The sequence below is a fragment of the Pseudochelatococcus contaminans genome, from assembly GCF_014195635.1.
Classification (GTDB): domain Bacteria; phylum Pseudomonadota; class Alphaproteobacteria; order Rhizobiales; family Beijerinckiaceae; genus Pseudochelatococcus; species Pseudochelatococcus contaminans.
In genome coordinates this window covers 215,072-234,180 of sequence record NZ_JACICC010000004.1, presented here as the reverse complement: position 1 = coordinate 234,180, position 19,109 = coordinate 215,072, and the positions used below count along the sequence as shown (strand labels likewise).

Sequence of the window (19,109 nt, the reverse complement as noted above, 5' to 3'; positions counted from 1 at the left end):
CGTCGATCCGGCCTTCTCGATGAAAAGGCGTGCCCCAATATCGGGCACGCCTTTTTTCATGTTTCAGGAGCGTGCCAGCACATACTCACCGGGCGCTTCGGCCAGCGGCGGGAGGCTGCCCTTGGCGGGATCGCGCGCCGGAACACGTTCGGGCGACTGCGCTTCCAGCCAACCGAACCAGTCCGGCCACCACGAGCCGCGATGTTCGGTCGACGACGCAATCCACTCCTCCAGATCGCCGTAGAGCGGGCGATCCGAAGTCCAATACTGATATTTGCCGCGCACGGGCGGGTTGACGACACCGGCGATGTGTCCAGAGCCGGACAACACGAATTTCACCGGGCCGCCCAGCAGCTTGGCGCCGATGAAGACGGACTCGGCCGGGGCAATATGATCTTCCCGTGTCGCCAGCTCATAGACGGGAACGGTGACCTGGCCGGGGGTCAGCTTGTGCCCGCCAATCTTGAGTTCACCCCGCGCGAAGGCATTCTCCAGATAGAATTTGCGCAGGTAGTAGGAGTGGTTCGCGCACGTCATGCGCGTGGAATCCGAGTTCCAGTGCAGCAGGTCGAACGGAAACGGCGACTGGCCCTTGAGATAGACGTTGATGATATAGGGCCAGATGAGGTCATTGGGCCGCAGCGCGTTGAACGCACCGGCCATGACGATGCCTTCCAGATAACCGTTTTCGGACATGCGCTCTTCCAGCCGGGTGAGCTGGTTGTCGTCAATGAACACCTTCAGGTCGCCAGCGCGCGTAAAGTCGATCTGGGCGGTGAGGAGGGTGATGCTGTCGATGCGCTTGTCGCCATTGGACTCCAGAAAAGCCTGCGTCATCGTCAGCAGCGTTCCGCCAACGCAATAGCCGACGGCTGCCAGGCTCTTCTCGCCGGTCGTTTTCAGCACTGCATCGACAGCCTGAAGCAAGCCTTCGCGCATATAAGCTTCGAAGTCCTTGTCGGCATGCGATGCATCGGGGTTCACCCACGAAATGCAGAACAGGGTCGCACCTTGTTCGACCGTCCACTTGATGAACGATTTCTCGGGCGTCAGATCGAGAATATAATATTTGTTGATCCACGGCGGGACCAGCAGGACAGGGCGCTTGAGAACCTGCGGCGTGGCCGGAGAATACTGAATAAGCTCGAACAGCTCGTTGCGGAAAACGACCTTGCCGGGCGTTGTCGCGAGATCGACGCCGACTTTGTAGGCATCTGGCGGGGTCTGGCGGATTTTCAGCTCGCCGTTGCCGGCGGTGATATCCTCAGCCAGCATGCGCATGCCGCGCACCAGATTGGCGCCGTTTTCCTTGATGGTCTCGCGCAGCACTTCCGGGTTCGTTGCCAGGAAGTTCGTCGGCGAAAGGGCGCTTGAGATCTGCTTCATATAGAAGCGCGCCTTCTGCCGCGTCTCGTCATCCAGCCCATCTGCGCCTTCCACGAGATTGTCGGCCCAATGGCTGGTGATCAGATAAACCTGCTTCAGAAAATCATAAACCGGGTTCATCTGCCAGTCGTCGCTGCGGAAGCGCTTGTCGCCCGGGCGCGGGGAGGCCACGGGTTTGACTTCCTCGCCCTGCAAGCGCCGGAAAGTCGAGGCCCAGAGGTCGATGAAGCCGTTGGCGAGGCTCATCTGCGCCTCGACGATCTTTTCGGGAGAGGAGATCCACTGTTCGGCCAACAGTCCGAGTGTCCGGACCATATCCGAGATGTCCGTGGGCGTCTTGGGGGCAGCGCGGCCGGTTTCGAGGGGCTTCAGGAATGCCGCGGTCGCCCGGCCTGTCTCCTCGACGAGTTTGGCCATGTTGTGCGATAATGCCTCGATATCGGGGAGCGGAAAATCGGACTGAGGGTTTGCGCTGCTGTTGGACATTTTATTCGTTTCCTCGTCGAAACCGGGGCCATCCTGCATCCGCGGCAGCCGGGGGGATCTTGTCGCCCCCGCCTGTCGGGCTTTATAGGACATTGGCCATTAAGATGGCGTTCCAAAAACCGGACCTTCAGGACACGGCCCCGCAGGGTCATGACCCGCCGGACCTCGACCTTCGTCAGGACATCAGCCTTGTCCTACGACATAAGCCTTCCGGGCCGCCGTTGCGATGACCCACGCGCAACGGTCAGCATTAAAGTTGACGCATTCGACACGAAAGTCACGATCAATGATTCATAATCCGCGCCGACAGGCTTACGCAGCCGCCCTGCTGTTCACCGCGCTCGGTCTGGCCGGATGCTCGACGGACGGGCCAATCGGCGGCTTCGCCAAAGCGACGGGCTTCGCCACGGAGACCCCGGGCGCTGCCGATTTCGTCGAGGCGAGCCGCTCCGCGAACGAGGAGTACAGGCCGATTGGCAGGACGCCGCCGGCCCGCGACCTCGCGCCGCTGAAAGACGATGAACTTGATGCGCTGAAGGCGAATCTCGAAAAACGCCGCGCGAATAACGATCAGGCCGCCGCCGCAGCCCGTGCCCTTGGCAGTACGCCCATGGCCCAGCCACCCGTTGTGGCGCCGCTGGAGTAAGCCTCACATTGTCGTGCCTTTCGGATAAAAAGCCCGCTTGCAAGTGCCCGGCGAGATAATTTCCGGGAAGGCATTTTCAAAGATCCGGGGCGATGATAAAGATTCCTTTTACGGCTGCGGCGCATGATAACCAATGCGAAAAGCCCGTGATGCGGCACCTCACGACGAGCACTTTAATCTGTCGCGTCACAAGTGCTGCTTTGCAATCGCGGCAGCCTTCCATCGTCCGGGACATGATATCCCGGCCAACAACCCGTCGGACAACAAGCCATGAGCGAATTTCACCGTATCAAGCGCCTTCCTCCCTACGTTTTCGAGCAGGTCAACCGCGCCAAGGCGGCGGCTCGGGCGGCGGGCGCCGATATCGTTGATCTCGGCATGGGCAACCCCGATCTGCCGACACCTCCTCATGTCATTGAGAAGCTTGTCGAAACCGTCGGCAAGCCGCGCACGGACCGCTACTCCGCCTCGCGCGGCATCGCCGGCCTTCGCCGCGCGCAGGCAGGTTATTACGAACGCCGTTTCGGCGTGAAGCTCAACCCGGATACGCAGGTCATCGCCACGCTCGGCTCGAAGGAAGGCTTCGCCAACATGGCGCAGGCCATTACCGCGCCCGGTGACGTGGTGCTGGTGCCGAACCCCAGCTATCCGATCCACGCATTCGGCTTCCTGATGGCGGGCGGCGTCATCCGCTCCGTTCCGGCCGAGCCGACGCCCGCGTTTTTCCCGGCGCTGGAAAGGGCAGTCGCTCATTCCATTCCCAAGCCGCTGGCGCTGGTCGTGTGCTATCCCTCCAACCCGACCGCTTATGTGGCGTCGCTGGATTTCTATCGCGATCTCGTCGCGTTCGCGAAAAAGCATGAGCTGATCCTGCTGTCGGATCTTGCTTATTCGGAGGTTTACTTCAACGGCGAGCCGCCGCCCTCCGTGCTGCAGGTGCCCGGCGCCATCGACGTGACGGTGGAGTTCACCTCCATGTCGAAGACGTATTCCATGGCAGGCTGGCGCATTGGTTTTGCCGTCGGGAACGAGCGGCTGATCGCCGCCCTCGGCCGGGTGAAGTCATACCTCGATTACGGCGCGTTCACGCCGATTCAGGTTGCGGCGACGGCGGCGCTGAATGGTCCCGACGATTGCATCGCCGAAATGCGCGCCATCTACAAGCATCGCCGCGATGTGCTGGTCGATTCGTTCGGCCGCGCGGGTTGGGAGATCCCCGTGCCCAGCGCTTCCATGTTCGCATGGGTCAAGATTCCCGAGCCGTTCCGTGCCCTCGGCAGTCTGGAATTCTCCAAGCTTCTTGTGGAAAAAGCCGAGTTGGCCGTGGCTCCCGGCGTTGGCTTCGGCGAGCATGGCGACGAATATGTGCGCATTGCGCTCGTGGAGAATGAGCAGCGTATCAGGCAGGGTGCTCGCAATTTGCGACGTTTTCTTGAAACTGCGGATAAAACGTTGCACAACGTGGTTTCACTCGCAGCACATCGCTGAGGCAGATACTCTTTCGCATCCGGTTTTCATATGTCCGAAATTTTACGAGTCGGCATCGCCGGCCTCGGTACGGTCGGCGCATCCGTCGTCCGCCTTCTCGATTCCAGGCGCAATGCTCTGGCCCTCCGCACGGGACGCGCGATCCAGGTGACCGCCGTCAGCGCCCGCGACAAGACGCGGGATCGCGGCATCGATCTGTCCGGGGTCGAGTGGTACGATGATCCGGTCGCGCTGGCCGCGTCGCCGGATATCGACCTCTTCGTCGAGTTGATCGGCGGTGAGGGCGGTGCGGCAAAGGCGGCGGTGGAGACCGCGCTGGCAACCGGCAAACACGTCGTGACGGCCAACAAGGCGCTGATCGCCCATCATGGCCGCGCGCTGGCCGAGCTGGCCGAGGAAAAGGGTGTGGCGCTGGCTTTCGAAGCCTCCGTCGCCGGTGGCATCCCGATCATCAAGACGGTGAAGGAAGGGCTTGCGGGCAACACGATCACCCGCATTTACGGCATCCTCAACGGCACCTGCAACTATATCTTGACCCGCATGGAGAAGGATGGCGACTCCTTCTCCAAGTGTCTGAAGCAGGCCCAGAAACTGGGGTACGCCGAAGCCGATCCCACCTTCGATATCGGCGGCTATGACACCGCGCACAAGCTGACGATCCTCACGGCGCTGGCTTTCGGCGTCAACGTGAATATCGATGCGGTCTATGTCGAGGGCATCGACAAGATCGACGCCATCGACATCCGCATGGCGCGGAAGCTTGGCTATCGCATCAAGCTGCTGGGCGTGGCAGAGCGCTCGGATTCCGGCATCGAGCAGCGCGTGCATCCGACCATGGTGCCGTCCGACTCGCCGATTGCACGGATCATGGGCGTGACGAACGCGGTGACCATCCAGTCTGACGCTGTGGATGAACTGACGTTGTCCGGCCCCGGCGCGGGCGGCGATGCGACGGCTTCCGCGGTGCTCGCCGATATCGCGGATGTGGCAAGCGGCGCTGTGGGCCGTCCGTTCGGGCCGCCGGTGGCGACGCTTGGGCGCGCGATTCAGGAGCCGATCAAGCGGCATGAGGGTGGCTATTACATCCGCCTGACTGTTGCGGATAAGCCGGGCGCGGCGGCTTCCATCGTCACGAGTTTCGCAGACATGGAAATTTCGCTTGAGAGCATTATCCAGAACAGGTCGGAGAGTGCCGCACAGCTCGATCCGGCAGGGCGCTCCGGTGCCCCGGTTCCGGTTGTTGTGATTACGTATGCCACCACCGAGGCTGCCCTGCGAAAGGCGGTTGATAAGGTGATTGCAGAGGGATATGTCGTCGAAAAGCCACAGGTTATCCGTATCGAACGCGAATAGGCCTTCGTCAGACCTGCCTGTGAGTCTTTAATTCCATCCTGCTGCAACCTTTCAGGAGCTTGTTTCATGTCCAATGAAGGCGGATTGCCTCACCAAGACAGCGCCCACATCGATCGCACCCTCACGCTGGAGTTCGTGCGTGTCACCGAGCGCGCGGCCGTCGCGGCTGCGCTTCTGCGGGGCAAGGGCGATGAAAAGGCTGCGGATCAGGCTGCCGTGGACGCGATGCGCCGCGAATTGAATCGCCTGGCGATTGACGGCACTGTCGTCATCGGAGAGGGCGAGCGCGACGAGGCACCGATGCTGTTCATCGGCGAGACCGTCGGCACGGGGAGCGGCCCAAAGGTCGACATTGCCGTCGATCCGCTGGAAGGCACGACGCTTTGCGCCAAGGACATGCCCGGCTCCATCGCTGTGATGGCCATTGCCCAGGGCGGAACGCTGCTTTACGCGCCGGACGTCTATATGGAGAAGATCGCTATCGGCCCCGGCTATCCACAGGGCACCATCGATCTGGACGCAACGCCAGAGCAGAATATCGAGGCGCTGGCAAAAGCCAAGGGTGTCAAGCCGTCCGAGATCACGGCGCTGATCCTTGATCGCCCCCGTCATGCCGAAACCATCGCCGCCGTTCGCCGCACTGGTGCCGCCGTTCGTCTCATTACCGATGGTGATGTGGCGGGCGTGATCTTCACCGCCACGCCGGATCAGACGGGCGTCGACATCTACATGGGCACGGGCGGTGCGCCGGAAGGTGTGCTTGCCGCTGCAGCACTGCGCTGCGTCGGCGGCCAGATGCAGACCCGCCTCATTCTCGACACGGCTGAGAAGCGTGAGCGGGCCAAGGCGATGGGCGTTTCCGATCCGAATCGCAAATATTCCGTCGAGGAACTGGCGTCGGGCGATGTTGTCGTTGCCGCCACGGGCGTCACGGATGGCGCGCTTCTCTCCGGCGTTCGCTTCGGAAAACACGTTATCGAGACCGAGACGGTCGTTTATCGTTCCGCCACGGGAACCGTCCGCCGGATACGTGCCGAGCATCGGGACTTCGCGAAGTTCAACCTCGACTGATCCGGATTGTCGTGGACATCCCGCTCCCTGAGATTATGACGCTCGGGGGGCGGGATATCATTTTTCCGCGTCGACGTTTGGTCTGATCAGGTGCTGCAAGCAACTCATTCTGAAACACGTTATTTTTTAGGTGTCAGCCAGTCGGCCCTTGGGCGCGCCTGGCGGGACCGTTGTTCCGACGCCGAACGCGCTGCGGCGCTCGCCATGGTGCAATCGCAGGGGCTGCCGGATATCGTCGCGCGCGTTCTCGCCGCTCGCGGCGTTGCACCGGGGGAGGCCGAGACTTATCTGGCTCCGCGCCTGCGCGATCTGATGCCGGATCCCTCCGTACTTGCCGACATGAATGCCGCTGCGGCGCGAATCGCAGATGCCATCGAACGGCGCGAGAAAATTGCGATTTTCGGCGATTATGACGTCGACGGTGCATGTTCGTCGGCACTGTTCGGCAGTTATCTCGAAGCTGCAGGAACGCCGTTCATCGTGCGTATTCCGGACCGAATCGTGGATGGCTACGGCCCGAACGTCTCGGTTATTCGAGAACTCCACGCTGCGGGATGCAGCCTGCTCGTCACCGTGGATTGCGGCGTGGCAAGCCATGAGCCGCTTGCCGAAGCCGCCACGCTCGGCATGGAAACGGTGGTGCTGGATCACCATCAGGCGACGGCGGAACTGCCACAGGCTCATGCCATCGTCAATCCGAACCGGCAGGATGATCTATCGGGGCTGGGGCACCTATGCGCCGCCGGCGTCGTGTTCATGACGCTCGTTGCCGTGCAGCGTGAGCTGCGCCGCCGTGGTTTCTGGCCCGATGCATCACGCGTGCCGGACCTACTCGCATATCTCGATCTGGTGGCGCTGGCGACGGTTGCCGATGTTGTGCCGCTTATCGGCCTCAACCGCGCTTTCGTGCAGCAAGGGCTTGCGATCATGCGCCAGCGCCGGCGAGTCGGCCTGACGGCGCTCATCGACGCCTCTGGCCTGTCAACAGCCCCGGAAGCATGGCATCTTGGATACCTGCTTGGGCCGCGCATCAATGCAGGCGGTCGCATCGGCAACTCGGCTTTGGGGGCCAGTCTGTTGATGACCCGCGATTCTACCGATGCAACGCGCATTGCGGCCGAACTGAACAGCCTCAACAGCGACAGGCAGGTGGTGGAACGGCTTGCGGTTGAGGAGGCCGTCAGCATGGCTGATCGCCAACTGGCCGAAAACGACCCTGCGGTGCTGGTTGTCGGATCGCCGGAATGGCATCCTGGCGTTGTCGGGCTTGTTGCCGCGCGCTTGCGTGAACGCTTCGCCCGTCCGGCCTTCGCCTTTGCCATGAATGAGTCGGGCGGCGCGACAGGGTCTGGACGCTCCATTCCGGGCGTGGATATCGGTCGTGCTGTGCGCCGCGCGGTGGGAGAGGGCATCGCTCTCAAGGGCGGCGGGCACGCCATGGCAGCAGGTGTGACGCTAGGGCCGGGCGGTCTCGACTTTTTCGCCAGCAGACTCGCCGCGATTCTGGCTGAAGACGTGGCGCGAGCTGATTCGAACGAAGCGCTTGGCATCGATGCTGCGTTGACGGCCGCCGGTGCAACGGCGGAACTGGTGTCGAACATTACACAGGCCGGACCGTTCGGCTCCGCCAACCCTGAGCCGGTATTCGCATTCGGCAGCCATCTGCTGAGCGAGGCCTCTATCGTGGGCGCTAATCACCTGCGCATCCGCCTCAGGGCGCGCGATGGTGCGTCTGTCGGCGGAATGGTTTTCCGGGCCGCTGACCAGCCTCTCGGGCAAGCGCTGCTGGCCATGAAGGGGCAGGCCATCCACGCCGCTGGTACGCTGGCGCTGGACAGTTGGGGCGGGCGCACGCAGGTCAGCCTCCGCCTTGTCGATGCCAGCCGGGCTGTTTGACGAAACCCGGACGGAGCTTTGGATCGAACTGGGGCCACAAGGCCAACTGCCTCGACAAATGACGGAAATGTGGAAAACTCTAAAATTTCAAAACACCCCTTGCGGCGAATCCCGAACCTCTTTATAGGTCTGGTCATCCACCGGCAACGGTTGCTGCGCCCATCGTCTAGCGGTCTAGGACGTCGCCCTTTCACGGCGAAAACAGGGGTTCGATTCCCCTTGGGCGCGCCATTTATGGCGCCTCTTGCAGCAACGCAGATGACTTGAGCAGCTCTGATATTGGAGCTTTCACTTCAATCATAATGTTCAGGTGTGGATGCCCCCTGGAATAAAATTTATCTTCCCAAGACGCTGTCTGAAATTAGGCATGCTTTCGATCCGCCATTTTAAATGGTCGGCCGATAGTTATATTCGTCGTCCGGAATGCCTGTCTTTGCGATCTTGAGCAAGCAATCAAGACATGCGCAAGTCGCCGCTATGATGCAGCCAACATCAGCATAACTCGCATCTGATTCTCGTATTTTCAGAAAAGAAATCCCGGCCAAGTGGTTTCACCTAGCCGGGCGATGCCGTGTCACGCTTTTTCCTGTACCTGATAGTCCTTGATGTCGGTGAACCGGATTTCCGGCCATCTCTCCATCTCGTAGTTCAGGGAGAAAGCGGTTGATGCCATGAATACCGGCGCTCCGTCGAGATCGACGGCCAGCGCGGAGCCGTTGGCATTGATGAATTTGTCGAGCTCTTTCTGGTCGTCGCTGTCAATCCAGCGGCAGACGGAGAAACGCGTCGTCTCATAGTCAATCGGCAGGCTGTATTCACCCGCAAGGCGTGTTTTCAAAACGTCGAGCTGAAGGGCGCCGACGACACCCACGATGGGGGCAGAGCCATCCTGCGGCACGAAAAGCTGCACGACCCCTTCTTCTGCCATCTGTTGCAGCGCCTCGCGCAGCTTCTTGGCCTTCATGGCGTCGGTTAGCTTGATGCGGCGCATGATCTCCGGTGCGAAGGAGGGCACACCGCGAAACACGATTTCCTCGCCCTCGGTCAGGGTATCGCCGATGCGTAGGGTTCCGTGGTTCGGGATGCCGACAACATCGCCCGCAAACGCTTCATCGGCAATTGCGCGGTCCTGCGCGAAGAAGAACTGTGGCGCCGACAAGCTCATCGGCTTGCCTGTGCGCACCAGCTTGGCCTTCATCCCGCGTGACAATTTTCCGGAGCATACGCGCATGAAGGCGATTCGATCCCGATGGTTCGGGTCCATATTGGCCTGGATCTTGAATACGAAGCCCGTCATCTTGGGTTCGTCTGCCTTCACGACACGCGTCTGCGCCTGCTGTTCGCGCGGCGGCGGCGCATAGGCACCCATCGCGTCGATGAGATCCTTGACGCCGAAGTTCCGCAACGCACTGCCGAAGAATACCGGCGTGAGATGTCCCTCGCGGAAGGCAGTGAGATCGAACGGGCGGCATCCAGCGCGCGCGAGTTCGATTTCCTCCAGCCAGGCATCGCGCTCATACTCGGGCACGAGACCCAGCACGGCCGGGTCATCCGGGCCGCTCACAGAGATGGCAGGGCCGTCCCGATCGATCTGCCGGACAGTGTTTTCCGACAGGTTATATGTACCACCAAAGGATTTGCCACGGCTGATGGGCCAGTTGACCGGGGCAGTGTCGAGCGCCAGCGTCTTCTCGATCTCATCGAGGAGATCGAAGGGGTCGCGAATTTCGCGGTCGAGCTTGTTGATGAACGTGACGATGGGGATATCGCGCAGGCGGCAGACTTCGAACAGCTTACGTGTGCGCGCCTCGATGCCCTTGGCGGCGTCGATCACCATCACCGCCGAATCGACAGCAGTCAGCGTGCGGTAGGTATCTTCCGAGAAGTCTTCGTGGCCCGGCGTGTCGAGCAGGTTGAAGACACGGCCATCGTATTCGAAGGTCATCACGGAGGTTACCACCGAGATGCCGCGCTCGCGTTCGATGCCCATCCAGTCCGAGCGGGTCTGAACGCGATTCTTCTTGGCCTTTACCTCACCGGCAAGCTGAATCGCACCGCCGAAAAGCAGGATCTTTTCGGTCAGTGTGGTTTTACCGGCATCAGGGTGCGAGATGATGGCGAAGGTCCGGCGACGGGCCTGCGGAGTTTGTGTATCGGTCATTGCTTGCTTGAAAATTAGCGAAGGCCGCTTGTCGCGCGAAATCGCGTGTAATGCAAGGGCCTGCCTTCACGACGGCAGGCCGCATTATCGTTTAGCCGCCGCGCAGTTTTGCCAGCAAGGCCGCTGTGGGATAACCGTCGGCCGGGAGGCCATATTTGAGCTGCGCCCGCTGCGTGGCCGCTCTCGTATCCGCGCCGATGATGCCGTCTGCCTTGCCTGCGGGGAAACCGCGCGCGGTGAGCAGGCGCTGAACCTCACTGACCTGCTGTGGCGGCAGGTGCTGCACATTGCCCCCCCGGCGAACCGGCGGCGCGCCATCAAGGCGATTGGCGAAGTAACCAACGGTGGTGACGTAGATGAAGGATTGATTCCACTTCAGCAGTACGTTGAAGTTCGGATAGGCGAGGAAAGCCGGTCCATCCTTGCCCATCGGCAGCAAGAGCGACGCAGACAGCCCATCGGCCGCTAGCGGGGAGCCGTCCGCACGGGTGACGCCGAGGCTTGCCCAGCGCGAGCGCGGCTGGTTCTTGTCGAGACCGGTCTGCTCCCACGGCAATTGCGCAGGCACGCGTACTTCTTCCAGCCACGGCTGCCCGCGCCGCCAGCCCAGGCTGGAGAGATAATTGCCGGCGGAGCCGAGGGCGTCAGCCGTATCGCGGATCAGGTCGCGCTTGCCGTTGCCGCTATAATCGACGGCATAGCGCAGATAGTCGGACGGCATGAACTGCACCTGTCCGATCTCACCTGCCCAGGCGCCGACGAGCTGTGAAGGCGCAAGATCGCCGCGCTCGATGAGGCGCAGAGCGTCGATCAGCTGCGGGCGAAAAAGCTGGGGCCGCCGGCAGTCGTAGGCGAGGGTGGCGAGGGAGCGTAGGGCCGGGAACTTGCCGTTGTTTGCGCCAAAGTCGGTTTCCAGGCCCCAGAATGCTGCAATGATGGGCGCGGGAACGCCATATTGCGCCTCGATGCGGTTAAAAGTGTTCCGGTTGGCGGCAATCTGCTTGCGACCCTGCTGGATGCGCCCGGCAGAGGCCATGCGATCCGAGAATTGCAGGAAGCTTTGACCGAAGACGCCTTGCCCGCGATCCAGCGAAACCACCTTTGGATCGTAAGTCAGCCCATTGAGGCCGGCGGACACGGCGGCTGGGGAGATGCCGGCTGCGAGCGCTTCCTTACGCACACCTTCCAGCCATTGGCCGAAACCACCCTCACGCTGGCACGCGGCCTGAGCCGTACCAGAAACGACCATCAGCGAAACCGCAACGGCTGCCGCAAAAACATTGCCACGCATGAGCCCCTCCAACCAGTTGGCGGCAGTTTGGCAGATGCTGGAGGGGCGTCAAGAGCGAACAGAAAACAATCGCGGCCCCGACAGGTGAATGATGAACGCGACGAGCGCAAGACCTGTTCCCGTGGCTGACACGCCCGCCCAACCGCCGAACTGCCATGCCAGGGTGCCTATGAAGGACCCCGCGGTGCCGCCGATGAAATAGGCCGTCATGAAAAGCGTGTTGACACGATTGCGCGCCTCGGGCTGAAGCGCGAAAATCCGTGTCTGGCTGGTGATTTGCACGCCCTGCAGGCCGATGTCGAGCACGATGACACCAACCACGAGGCCGATGATCAGGTGCCCGCTGACGCCCATCATCAGAAAAGCCAGGACAAGCATTGCCACGGATATGCCGACGATAAGGCGCGGATTGACGCGATCCGCGACGCGTCCCGCCACCGTTGCCGTCAGCGCGCCGAGCAGGCCGACGAGGCCGAACATCCCCGCAACGGCCGGGCCGTAACCAAGCTCAGGGCTGGCAAGATGCGGGGTGAGCGTCGTCCAGAACACGTTGAAGGCGGCAAAAGAAAAAGCGGCGACAATCGTGGCCTCGCGCAGCGTCGGCTCCTGCCGCCACAGCGGCAGCAAGGAGCGCATCAGCGCGCCGTAACCCAGTGTCGACGTGGCGGCAAGCCGGGGAAAGGCAAAGCGCACGACACCGGCCACAAGCACCATGATGCCCGCTGCGATGACGAACATCGCGCGCCAGCCAGCCTGTTCCGCGATAACGCCGGACAGCACGCGCGCCCCGAGGATGCCCGTCAGCAATCCGGCCATGACAATACCGATGACGCTGCCGCGCTTTTCGGGCGAACTCAGCGCCGCGGCCATCGGAATGGTGTATTGGGCGACGATGGACAGCACGCCGATAAAGAAGCTCGCCAACAACAACAGCCAGAAGTTCGGCGCGATGCTGGCGGCCACAAGCGCCAGAATAAGCAGGGCGATCATGCGCAGGATCAGCCCGCGCCGCTCGAAGCGGTCGCCGAGTGGGGCGAGCAGCGCCAGCCCCACTGTGTAACCGGCCTGTGTGGACGTGGTAATGAAACCAGCGAAATCGACCGAGACGCCAAGGTCGCTCGCCATCAGCACGATCATCGGCTGGTTGTAATAGATATTCGCGACCGCAAAAGCGCACACCAGCGCCATTGCGAAAACGGTGCCGGAGCCTAGCGGGCGCGTCGTTGCGGCGGCTTCTTGGGAAGACGGTGTGCGGACTGGTGCCATGACCGGGTGCTCATACGAGTCAAATCAATAAAATCCGGCCGGCAACGGACGCTGCCGGCCTAAACGCCGATAACAGATGCTCGTCACTTGCCCGCGAACACCAACCTATACGTCCAGATTGGCAACGTTGAGTGCGTTATCCTGAATGAACTCACGGCGCGGTTCCACAACGTCACCCATCAGCTTGACGAAGAGATCATCCGCCGCCGCCACCTCGCGGACGCGCACTTGCAACAGCGAGCGGTTATCCCGATCCAGCGTGGTCTCCCAGAGCTGATCCGGGTTCATCTCGCCAAGGCCCTTATAACGCTGCATTTGCAAGCCCTTACGGCCAAAAGCTGTAACGCTTTCGAAGAGCGCAACCGGCCCTGTGACCAGCGTTTCCTCGCCCTTGCGAACGAGGGTCGCCGGTTTGCCGTAGGCTTCCTGCAAGCGTGCGGCAAGCTCATCGAGCCGTCTTGCGTCGGCTGATTCCAGCAAGGCCATATCGAGGATCGCTGCCTGCTTCACACCACGCACCGTGCGCGACAGCACGAAACCGCCGTCCGCGACCTGTCCCTCCCAGCCACGCTCGGTCTCATCAGAGATGGCATCGAGACGCAGGGCAATGTAATCGGCGGTTTTCTGCGCGGTTTCGGGGTCGTCCACGGCTTGTGGCCGCAGCGCACCCGCAATGGCGGCCTGTTCCACCACCACACGGTTGTAGCGCGTGTGAAGGTGATCGAGCGCCTGCCGCACGACCCGCGCCTCCTCAACAAGTGTCCGCAGATCGGCGCCGGCGCGCTCTTCGCCGTTGGCGATCCGCAGAACGGCAGCATCTGTGCCGGCTTCGATGAGATAATCCTCAAGCGCGCGCTCGTCCTTGAGGTACTGCTGCGACTTGCCGCGCGTGACCTTGTAGAGCGGCGGCTGGGCGATGTAGATGTGCCCGTTTTCGATCAACTGCGGCATCTGGCGGAAGAAGAACGTGAGCAGCAGCGTACGGATATGGCTGCCGTCCACGTCAGCATCGGTCATGATGATGATCTTGTGGTAGCGCAGCTTTTCCGGTTTGAAATCATCGCGGCCGATGCCCGTGCCGAGCGCGGTGATGAGTGTGCCGATTTCCTGGCTCGACAGCATCTTGTCGAAACGCGCCCGTTCCACGTTCAGGATCTTGCCGCGCAGCGGAAGCACGGCCTGATACTCACGGTTGCGGCCCTGTTTCGCAGACCCGCCTGCCGAGTCACCCTCGACGAGGAACAGTTCGGACTTTGCCGGATCGCGCTCCTGACAATCGGCCAGCTTGCCGGGCAGGGAGGCAACGTCGAGAGCGCCCTTGCGGCGGGTCAACTCACGCGCGCGGCGCGCGGCTTCACGCGCCGATGCGGCTTCCACAACCTTGCCGATGACGGCCTTTGCCTCGGCCGGATTTTCCTCGAACCACGTTGCCAGCGTTTCGTTGAGGACGCTTTCCACCACGGGGCGCACTTCGGACGAAACCAGCTTGTCCTTGGTCTGCGAGGAGAATTTAGGGTCCGGCACCTTGACGGAAATGACAGCCGTCAGCCCTTCGCGGCAGTCGTCGCCGGTGAGGGCAACCTTTTCCTTTTTGGCGATGCCCGATGATTCCGCGTAGCCGTTTACCTGGCGGGTCAGGGCGGCGCGGAAACCGGCCAGATGGGTGCCGCCGTCCCGCTGGGGAATGTTGTTGGTGAAGGGCAGCACGTTCTCGTGGTAGCTGTTGTTCCACCACAACGCGACCTCGACGGTGATGCCATCGCGCTCGCCACTCACGACGACCGGCTTGGCCAGCAGCGCCTGCTTGGCACGATCGATGTAGCGAACGAAAGCCTCGATGCCACCGACGTAGAACAGTTCCTCGACACGGCGCTCCGCCGACCTGTTATCGGTCAGGGTGATGTGCACGCCGGAGTTGAGGAACGCAAGCTCGCGCAACCGGTGCTCAAGCGTGGCGTAGTCGAATTCCGTCAGCGAGAATGTTTCAGGGCTTGGCAGGAAGGTGACCTCCGTGCCGCGCTTGCCATCCGCCTCGCCCACCTCGATGAGCGGTGCAATTGCATCACCATGGCGGAATTCAAGAAAATACTCACGCCCGCCGCGCCAGATGCGCAGCTTCAGCCAGGTGGACAGCGCATTGACGACCGACACACCGACACCATGCAGGCCGCCGGAAACCTTATAGGAGTTCTGGTCGAACTTGCCGCCGGCGTGGAGCTGGGTCATGATGACCTCGGCTGCGGACACGCCTTCGCCGGGATGGATGGCGGTGGGAATGCCGCGCCCGTTATCCGTCACCGTGCACGAACCATCGGCGTTGAGGGTGACAGTGACGATGGTGGCATGGCCGGCCAGCGCCTCGTCGATGGCGTTGTCCACCACCTCGTAGACCATATGGTGCAGGCCGGAACCGTCATCGGTATCGCCGATATACATGCCCGGACGCTTGCGCACGGCGTCCAGACCTTTCAGCACCTTGATGGAATCGGCGCCGTAATCGTCGGGAATATGCTCGCGGGCGGGTTCGGACATTATGCTTCCTTAAAAGTACATGCGCGGCCTGATGGCCGGAAACTGACACGCGGCCGGCAGATGCCGAATCGCGTTGCTAATGTAATGAGTGGCGGACGAAAAAGCACGTCTCCGGAACCGATTGGGCGGCCACAGGGGCGTTTGCGGCCAATCGGACGGTGGATGACCCGTCTATCCGAGCCGCCCGAGGAAATGGCCCAGCCGCATCAGCCCCTCCGGCCACGGGCCATGCCCGGATGCTGCATTGATGTGGCCGGTTTCGCCAGCATCCACCAGCGCCGCGCCCCAGTCCAGCGCGATGGCCTGCGCCCGCTCGAAACTGCAATGCGGATCGTTACGGCTGGCGACCAGCAGAGACGGGAAGGGCAGAGGATCGGTCGGCATCGGCGCGAACAGGGCGACCGGCGGCGGCTGATCGTCCTTCTGTTCGGCATCGGGAGCAGCGACCAGAAACGCGCCGATGACCTTGCCCGGCGGAAGCGACGGAGCCGCGCGTGCCACGGTCAACACGCCGAGGCTGTGCGCGACGAGCACAACCGGCCGCTCTGCTGCCTCGACCGCCTTGCGTAGCACGGCAGCCCAGGCATCAGGGTCGGGCCGGGACCAGTCTTCCTGTACGACGCGAGACGCCGATCCCAGACGGTTTTCCCAGCGCGTCTGCCAGTGTTCCTCGTCGGAGTCATGAAGGCCGGGTATGATGAGGACGTCACATTCCGAAATGCGCATCGAATCTCCTCAGGCTTCCGTCGATCCGAACACACGCCCGAAGATGGTGTCGACGTGCTTCAGGTGATAGCCGAGGTCGAAATTCTCCTCGATTTCGGCTTCCGACAAAGCGGCGCGGACATCCTTGTCGTTCTTGAGCAGCGTCAGGAAATCTCCTTCGCCGCGCCAGACGGGCATGGCATTGCGCTGCACAAGCCGGTAAGCGTCCTCGCGAGAAACGCCTTTCTGCGTCAATGCCAGCAATACCCGCTGAGAATGCACGAGCCCGCCCAGCTTGTCCAGATTGGCCTGCATATTGGCCGGATACACCACCAGCTTGTCGATGACGTTCGCCAGCCGCGCCAGTGCGAAGTCCAGCGTCACGGTGGCGTCCGGGCCGATGACACGCTCCACGGATGAGTGCGAGATGTCACGCTCATGCCAGAGCGCGACGTTTTCCAGCGCCGGAACGGCATAGCCGCGCACGACGCGAGCGAGGCCGGTGAGGTTCTCGGTTAGCACCGGGTTGCGCTTGTGCGGCATGGCGGAGGAGCCCTTCTGCCCCTCGGAGAAATACTCTTCGGCCTCGTAGACTTCGCTGCGCTGCAGGTGGCGGATCTCTGTCGCCAGCCGCTCGATGGACGAGGCAATCACGGCCAATGTCGAGAAATAGGCCGCATGCCTGTCGCGCGGGATGACCTGAGTCGACACGGGTTCGACCTCAAGCCCGAGCTTTTCCGCGACATAGGTTTCCACCGACGGATCGATGTTGGCGAAGGTGCCGACCGCGCCCGAGATGGCGCAGGTGGCGATTTCCCGCCGCGCCGCGACGAGCCGCTCGCGGTTGCGCTCGAACTCGGCATAGGCCTGTGCCAGCTTCAGGCCGAAGGTCACCGGCTCGGCATGGATGCCGTGCGACCGGCCGATGGTGGGGGTGAGCTTGTATTCGAATGCGCGACGGCGCAGCGCCGCCAGCAGGGCGTCGATGTCCGCAAGCAGGATGTCGGTGGCGCGCACGAGCTGCACGTTGAGGCAGGTGTCCAGCACGTCCGACGAGGTCATGCCCTGGTGCACGAAACGCGCTTCGGGGCCGACGATCTCCGACAGGTGCGTCAGAAAGGCGATGACGTCATGCTTGACCTCGCGCTCGATGGCGTCGATGCGCTCCACGTCGAATGTCGCCTCTGAGCCCTTTTTCCAGACGATCTCAGCCGCCTCTTTCGGCACCACGCCGAGATTGGCGAGCGCCGTGGTGGCATGCGCCTCGATCTCGAACCAGATGCGGAATTTCGTCTCCGGCGACCATATGGCGACCATCTCGGGGCGGCTGTAGCGCGGGATCATGTCTTCAAAACCTCTGTCACGTTGGATCGTGTATGACTTCAAACCGCGATAGCAGCAACACGGCGCTCATTCCACCCGTTTCCGCAGCCGGACGCCCGCTCCCTCGCCGTTTTCATCTACAAAAATGACGCCGGCTGTTTCGAGAGCGGTGCGGATCGCAGTCAGATTATTGGGATTAGGCGTGCGCTGCCCCTTTTCGAAGCTGACGACCGTGTTGCGTGAAACGTTCGCGGCGTTCGCCAACGTGGCCTGATCCATCTCAATCAACGCCCGACCGGCCCGACATTGCGCAGGGAGTATTGTCATTGTGTCCAATGTTGCGCATTACGATTGACGTGATGCTCCATGTTGCGCATTATGCCTAAGATATTGCATGAGTCGCAACATGAAGATTAAAGGCATTGCATGACCGCCAGATCCCTTCACGATCTTAACGAGGAGTTGTCCGAGGCCGTGATGCTTGCCGAGGCGCTCATTTTCATTGCCGATGGCATCGTATACAGCGGGGATCTGAAAACGGGCGAAGCCGTGGGCGCCGTAGCGGCCATCCTGCTGGAACGATTGCAGGGGCTGAAAGCCGGCATGACGGCGATAGCGGGAGAGGCCGCTCTTTAAAATTGTAGCTCAGGCCCACTGGCCGATGGCGGCTTCGCCGGCGCGGCGAATGGCGGCGATGTTATCCGCATAAGCGCTCTCGCCCCCGCGGAAGACAGCGGAACCTGCAACCAGCGCCCGTGCGCCGGCGCGTACGATGGCCGGAGCGGTCTGTGCGGTGACGCCGCCGTCAACCTCGATCACGATCGGCCGATCCGCTATCAGCGCCTTGACGCGTTCCACCTTGTCGACGGCGGAAGGGATGAAGGACTGCCCGCCAAAACCCGGATTGACGCTCATGACCAGAATGAGATCGACATCGTCGAGCACGTATTCCAGGGCGCTTACAGGTGTGCCGGGATTAAGGGCGACACCCGCTTTTTTGCCCAGGTTGCGGATGGTCTGCAACGAGCGGTGCAGGTGCGGGCCTGCCTCGGCATGAACGGTGATGATGTCAGCCCCTGCCTCCGCGAAGGCGGGCAGGTAGGGGTCGACGGGCGCAATCATCAGATGCACGTCGAGCACCTTGCTCGTCAGGGGGCGGATGGCGCGCACCACTTCCGGCCCGAAGCTGATGTTGGGGACGAAATGCCCGTCCATGACATCGACGTGGACCCAGTCCGCTCCTGCCTTGTCGATCGCCTCCACCTCCGGCCCGAAGCGGGCGAAGTCGGCGGCGAGAATGGAAGGAGCAATCAGAAGGGATGACATGCGGCGCCCCGAAAAAGCAGCGATAAACGTCAAAGGCGCGTAGCACGCCGGGGGCACAAGCGCAATCTCGCTGCGGGATTCGCAGCCGGGTGACGCATTATATTGATATATTGCGTTGGCAACTTTCTTCTGGCCCCTTACGGCGGTGGCAATTTATTAGACGATGGTTTAGACGGTAA

The 19,109-nt window shown here is 61.9% G+C and carries 15 protein-coding genes and 1 tRNA gene; 7 read left to right on the top strand and 9 right to left on the bottom strand.

Going from position 1 to position 19,109, the window contains the following annotated elements; translation table 11 throughout:
* Positions 1-63 precede the first annotated feature (63 nt).
* Positions 64-1,872 carry a PHA/PHB synthase family protein gene (locus FHS81_RS09715; protein ID WP_183752420.1) on the bottom strand — a complete coding sequence of 603 codons (1,809 nt, stop codon included), beginning with the start codon at positions 1,870-1,872 and terminating at the stop codon, positions 64-66.
* Between the two features lie 286 nt (positions 1,873-2,158).
* On the opposite strand from FHS81_RS09715, the gene FHS81_RS09710 reads away from it, so the two are divergent.
* The 6 genes from FHS81_RS09710 to FHS81_RS09685 all read left to right on the top strand — a co-directional run bounded on the left by FHS81_RS09710 (position 2,159) and on the right by FHS81_RS09685 (position 8,557).
* Complete coding sequence (locus FHS81_RS09710) at positions 2,159-2,518, top strand: hypothetical protein (RefSeq protein WP_183752418.1); 360 nt, start codon at positions 2,159-2,161, stop codon at positions 2,516-2,518.
* A 270-nt stretch (positions 2,519-2,788) separates the two neighbouring features.
* Entirely contained in the window at positions 2,789-4,006 is a 1,218-nt protein-coding gene (locus tag FHS81_RS09705) for an LL-diaminopimelate aminotransferase (RefSeq protein ID WP_183752416.1), read from the top strand.
* Between the two features lie 30 nt (positions 4,007-4,036).
* Positions 4,037-5,359 carry a homoserine dehydrogenase gene (locus FHS81_RS09700; protein ID WP_183752414.1) on the top strand — a complete coding sequence of 441 codons (1,323 nt, stop codon included), beginning with the start codon at positions 4,037-4,039 and terminating at the stop codon, positions 5,357-5,359.
* A 66-nt stretch (positions 5,360-5,425) separates the two neighbouring features.
* Complete coding sequence (glpX, locus tag FHS81_RS09695) at positions 5,426-6,430, top strand: class II fructose-bisphosphatase (RefSeq protein WP_183752412.1); 1,005 nt, start codon at positions 5,426-5,428, stop codon at positions 6,428-6,430.
* A gap of 93 nt (positions 6,431-6,523) precedes the next feature.
* The gene (recJ, locus tag FHS81_RS09690; protein ID WP_428982451.1) at positions 6,524-8,326 is read left to right on the top strand and encodes a single-stranded-DNA-specific exonuclease RecJ; all 1,803 of its coding nucleotides are present in this window, start codon (positions 6,524-6,526) and stop codon (positions 8,324-8,326) included.
* Positions 8,327-8,481: 155 nt separating this feature from the next.
* A tRNA-Glu gene (locus FHS81_RS09685) sits at positions 8,482-8,557 on the top strand.
* Positions 8,558-8,900: 343 nt separating this feature from the next.
* Here the strand turns inward: FHS81_RS09685 and FHS81_RS09680 are convergent.
* The 7 genes from FHS81_RS09680 to FHS81_RS09650 form a co-directional block, all read right to left on the bottom strand.
* Positions 8,901-10,487: a peptide chain release factor 3 gene (locus tag FHS81_RS09680; RefSeq protein ID WP_183752408.1), complete on the bottom strand. Its 1,587-nt coding sequence runs from the start codon at positions 10,485-10,487 to the stop codon at positions 8,901-8,903.
* 91 nt (positions 10,488-10,578) lie between these two features.
* Positions 10,579-11,778 carry a lytic murein transglycosylase gene (locus FHS81_RS09675; RefSeq protein WP_183752406.1) on the bottom strand — a complete coding sequence of 400 codons (1,200 nt, stop codon included), beginning with the start codon at positions 11,776-11,778 and terminating at the stop codon, positions 10,579-10,581.
* A 48-nt stretch (positions 11,779-11,826) separates the two neighbouring features.
* Positions 11,827-13,044 (bottom strand): MFS transporter, encoded by a 1,218-nt coding sequence (locus tag FHS81_RS09670; protein WP_183752404.1) that lies wholly within the window; start codon positions 13,042-13,044, stop codon positions 11,827-11,829.
* Positions 13,045-13,149: 105 nt separating this feature from the next.
* Positions 13,150-15,576 carry a DNA topoisomerase (ATP-hydrolyzing) subunit B gene (gyrB, locus tag FHS81_RS09665; RefSeq protein ID WP_183752403.1) on the bottom strand — a complete coding sequence of 809 codons (2,427 nt, stop codon included), beginning with the start codon at positions 15,574-15,576 and terminating at the stop codon, positions 13,150-13,152.
* Between the two features lie 171 nt (positions 15,577-15,747).
* On the bottom strand, positions 15,748-16,302 hold the full coding sequence (locus FHS81_RS09660) for an RBBP9/YdeN family alpha/beta hydrolase (RefSeq protein ID WP_183752401.1): 555 nt from the start codon (positions 16,300-16,302) through the stop codon (positions 15,748-15,750).
* A 9-nt stretch (positions 16,303-16,311) separates the two neighbouring features.
* Positions 16,312-17,625, bottom strand: a complete 1,314-nt coding sequence (purB, locus tag FHS81_RS09655) for an adenylosuccinate lyase (RefSeq protein WP_183752399.1) — start codon at positions 17,623-17,625, stop codon at positions 16,312-16,314.
* A 66-nt stretch (positions 17,626-17,691) separates the two neighbouring features.
* Positions 17,692-17,931, bottom strand: a complete 240-nt coding sequence (locus tag FHS81_RS09650; protein WP_183752397.1) for a helix-turn-helix domain-containing protein — start codon at positions 17,929-17,931, stop codon at positions 17,692-17,694.
* 99 nt (positions 17,932-18,030) lie between these two features.
* Between FHS81_RS09650 and FHS81_RS09645 the strand changes: the two genes are divergently transcribed.
* On the top strand, positions 18,031-18,240 hold the full coding sequence (locus FHS81_RS09645) for a hypothetical protein (protein ID WP_183752395.1): 210 nt from the start codon (positions 18,031-18,033) through the stop codon (positions 18,238-18,240).
* Between the two features lie 9 nt (positions 18,241-18,249).
* On the opposite strand, the gene rpe is transcribed toward FHS81_RS09645, so the two are convergent.
* Entirely contained in the window at positions 18,250-18,930 is a 681-nt protein-coding gene (gene rpe, locus FHS81_RS09640) for a ribulose-phosphate 3-epimerase (RefSeq protein ID WP_183752393.1), read from the bottom strand.
* Positions 18,931-19,109: the final 179 nt, after the last annotated feature.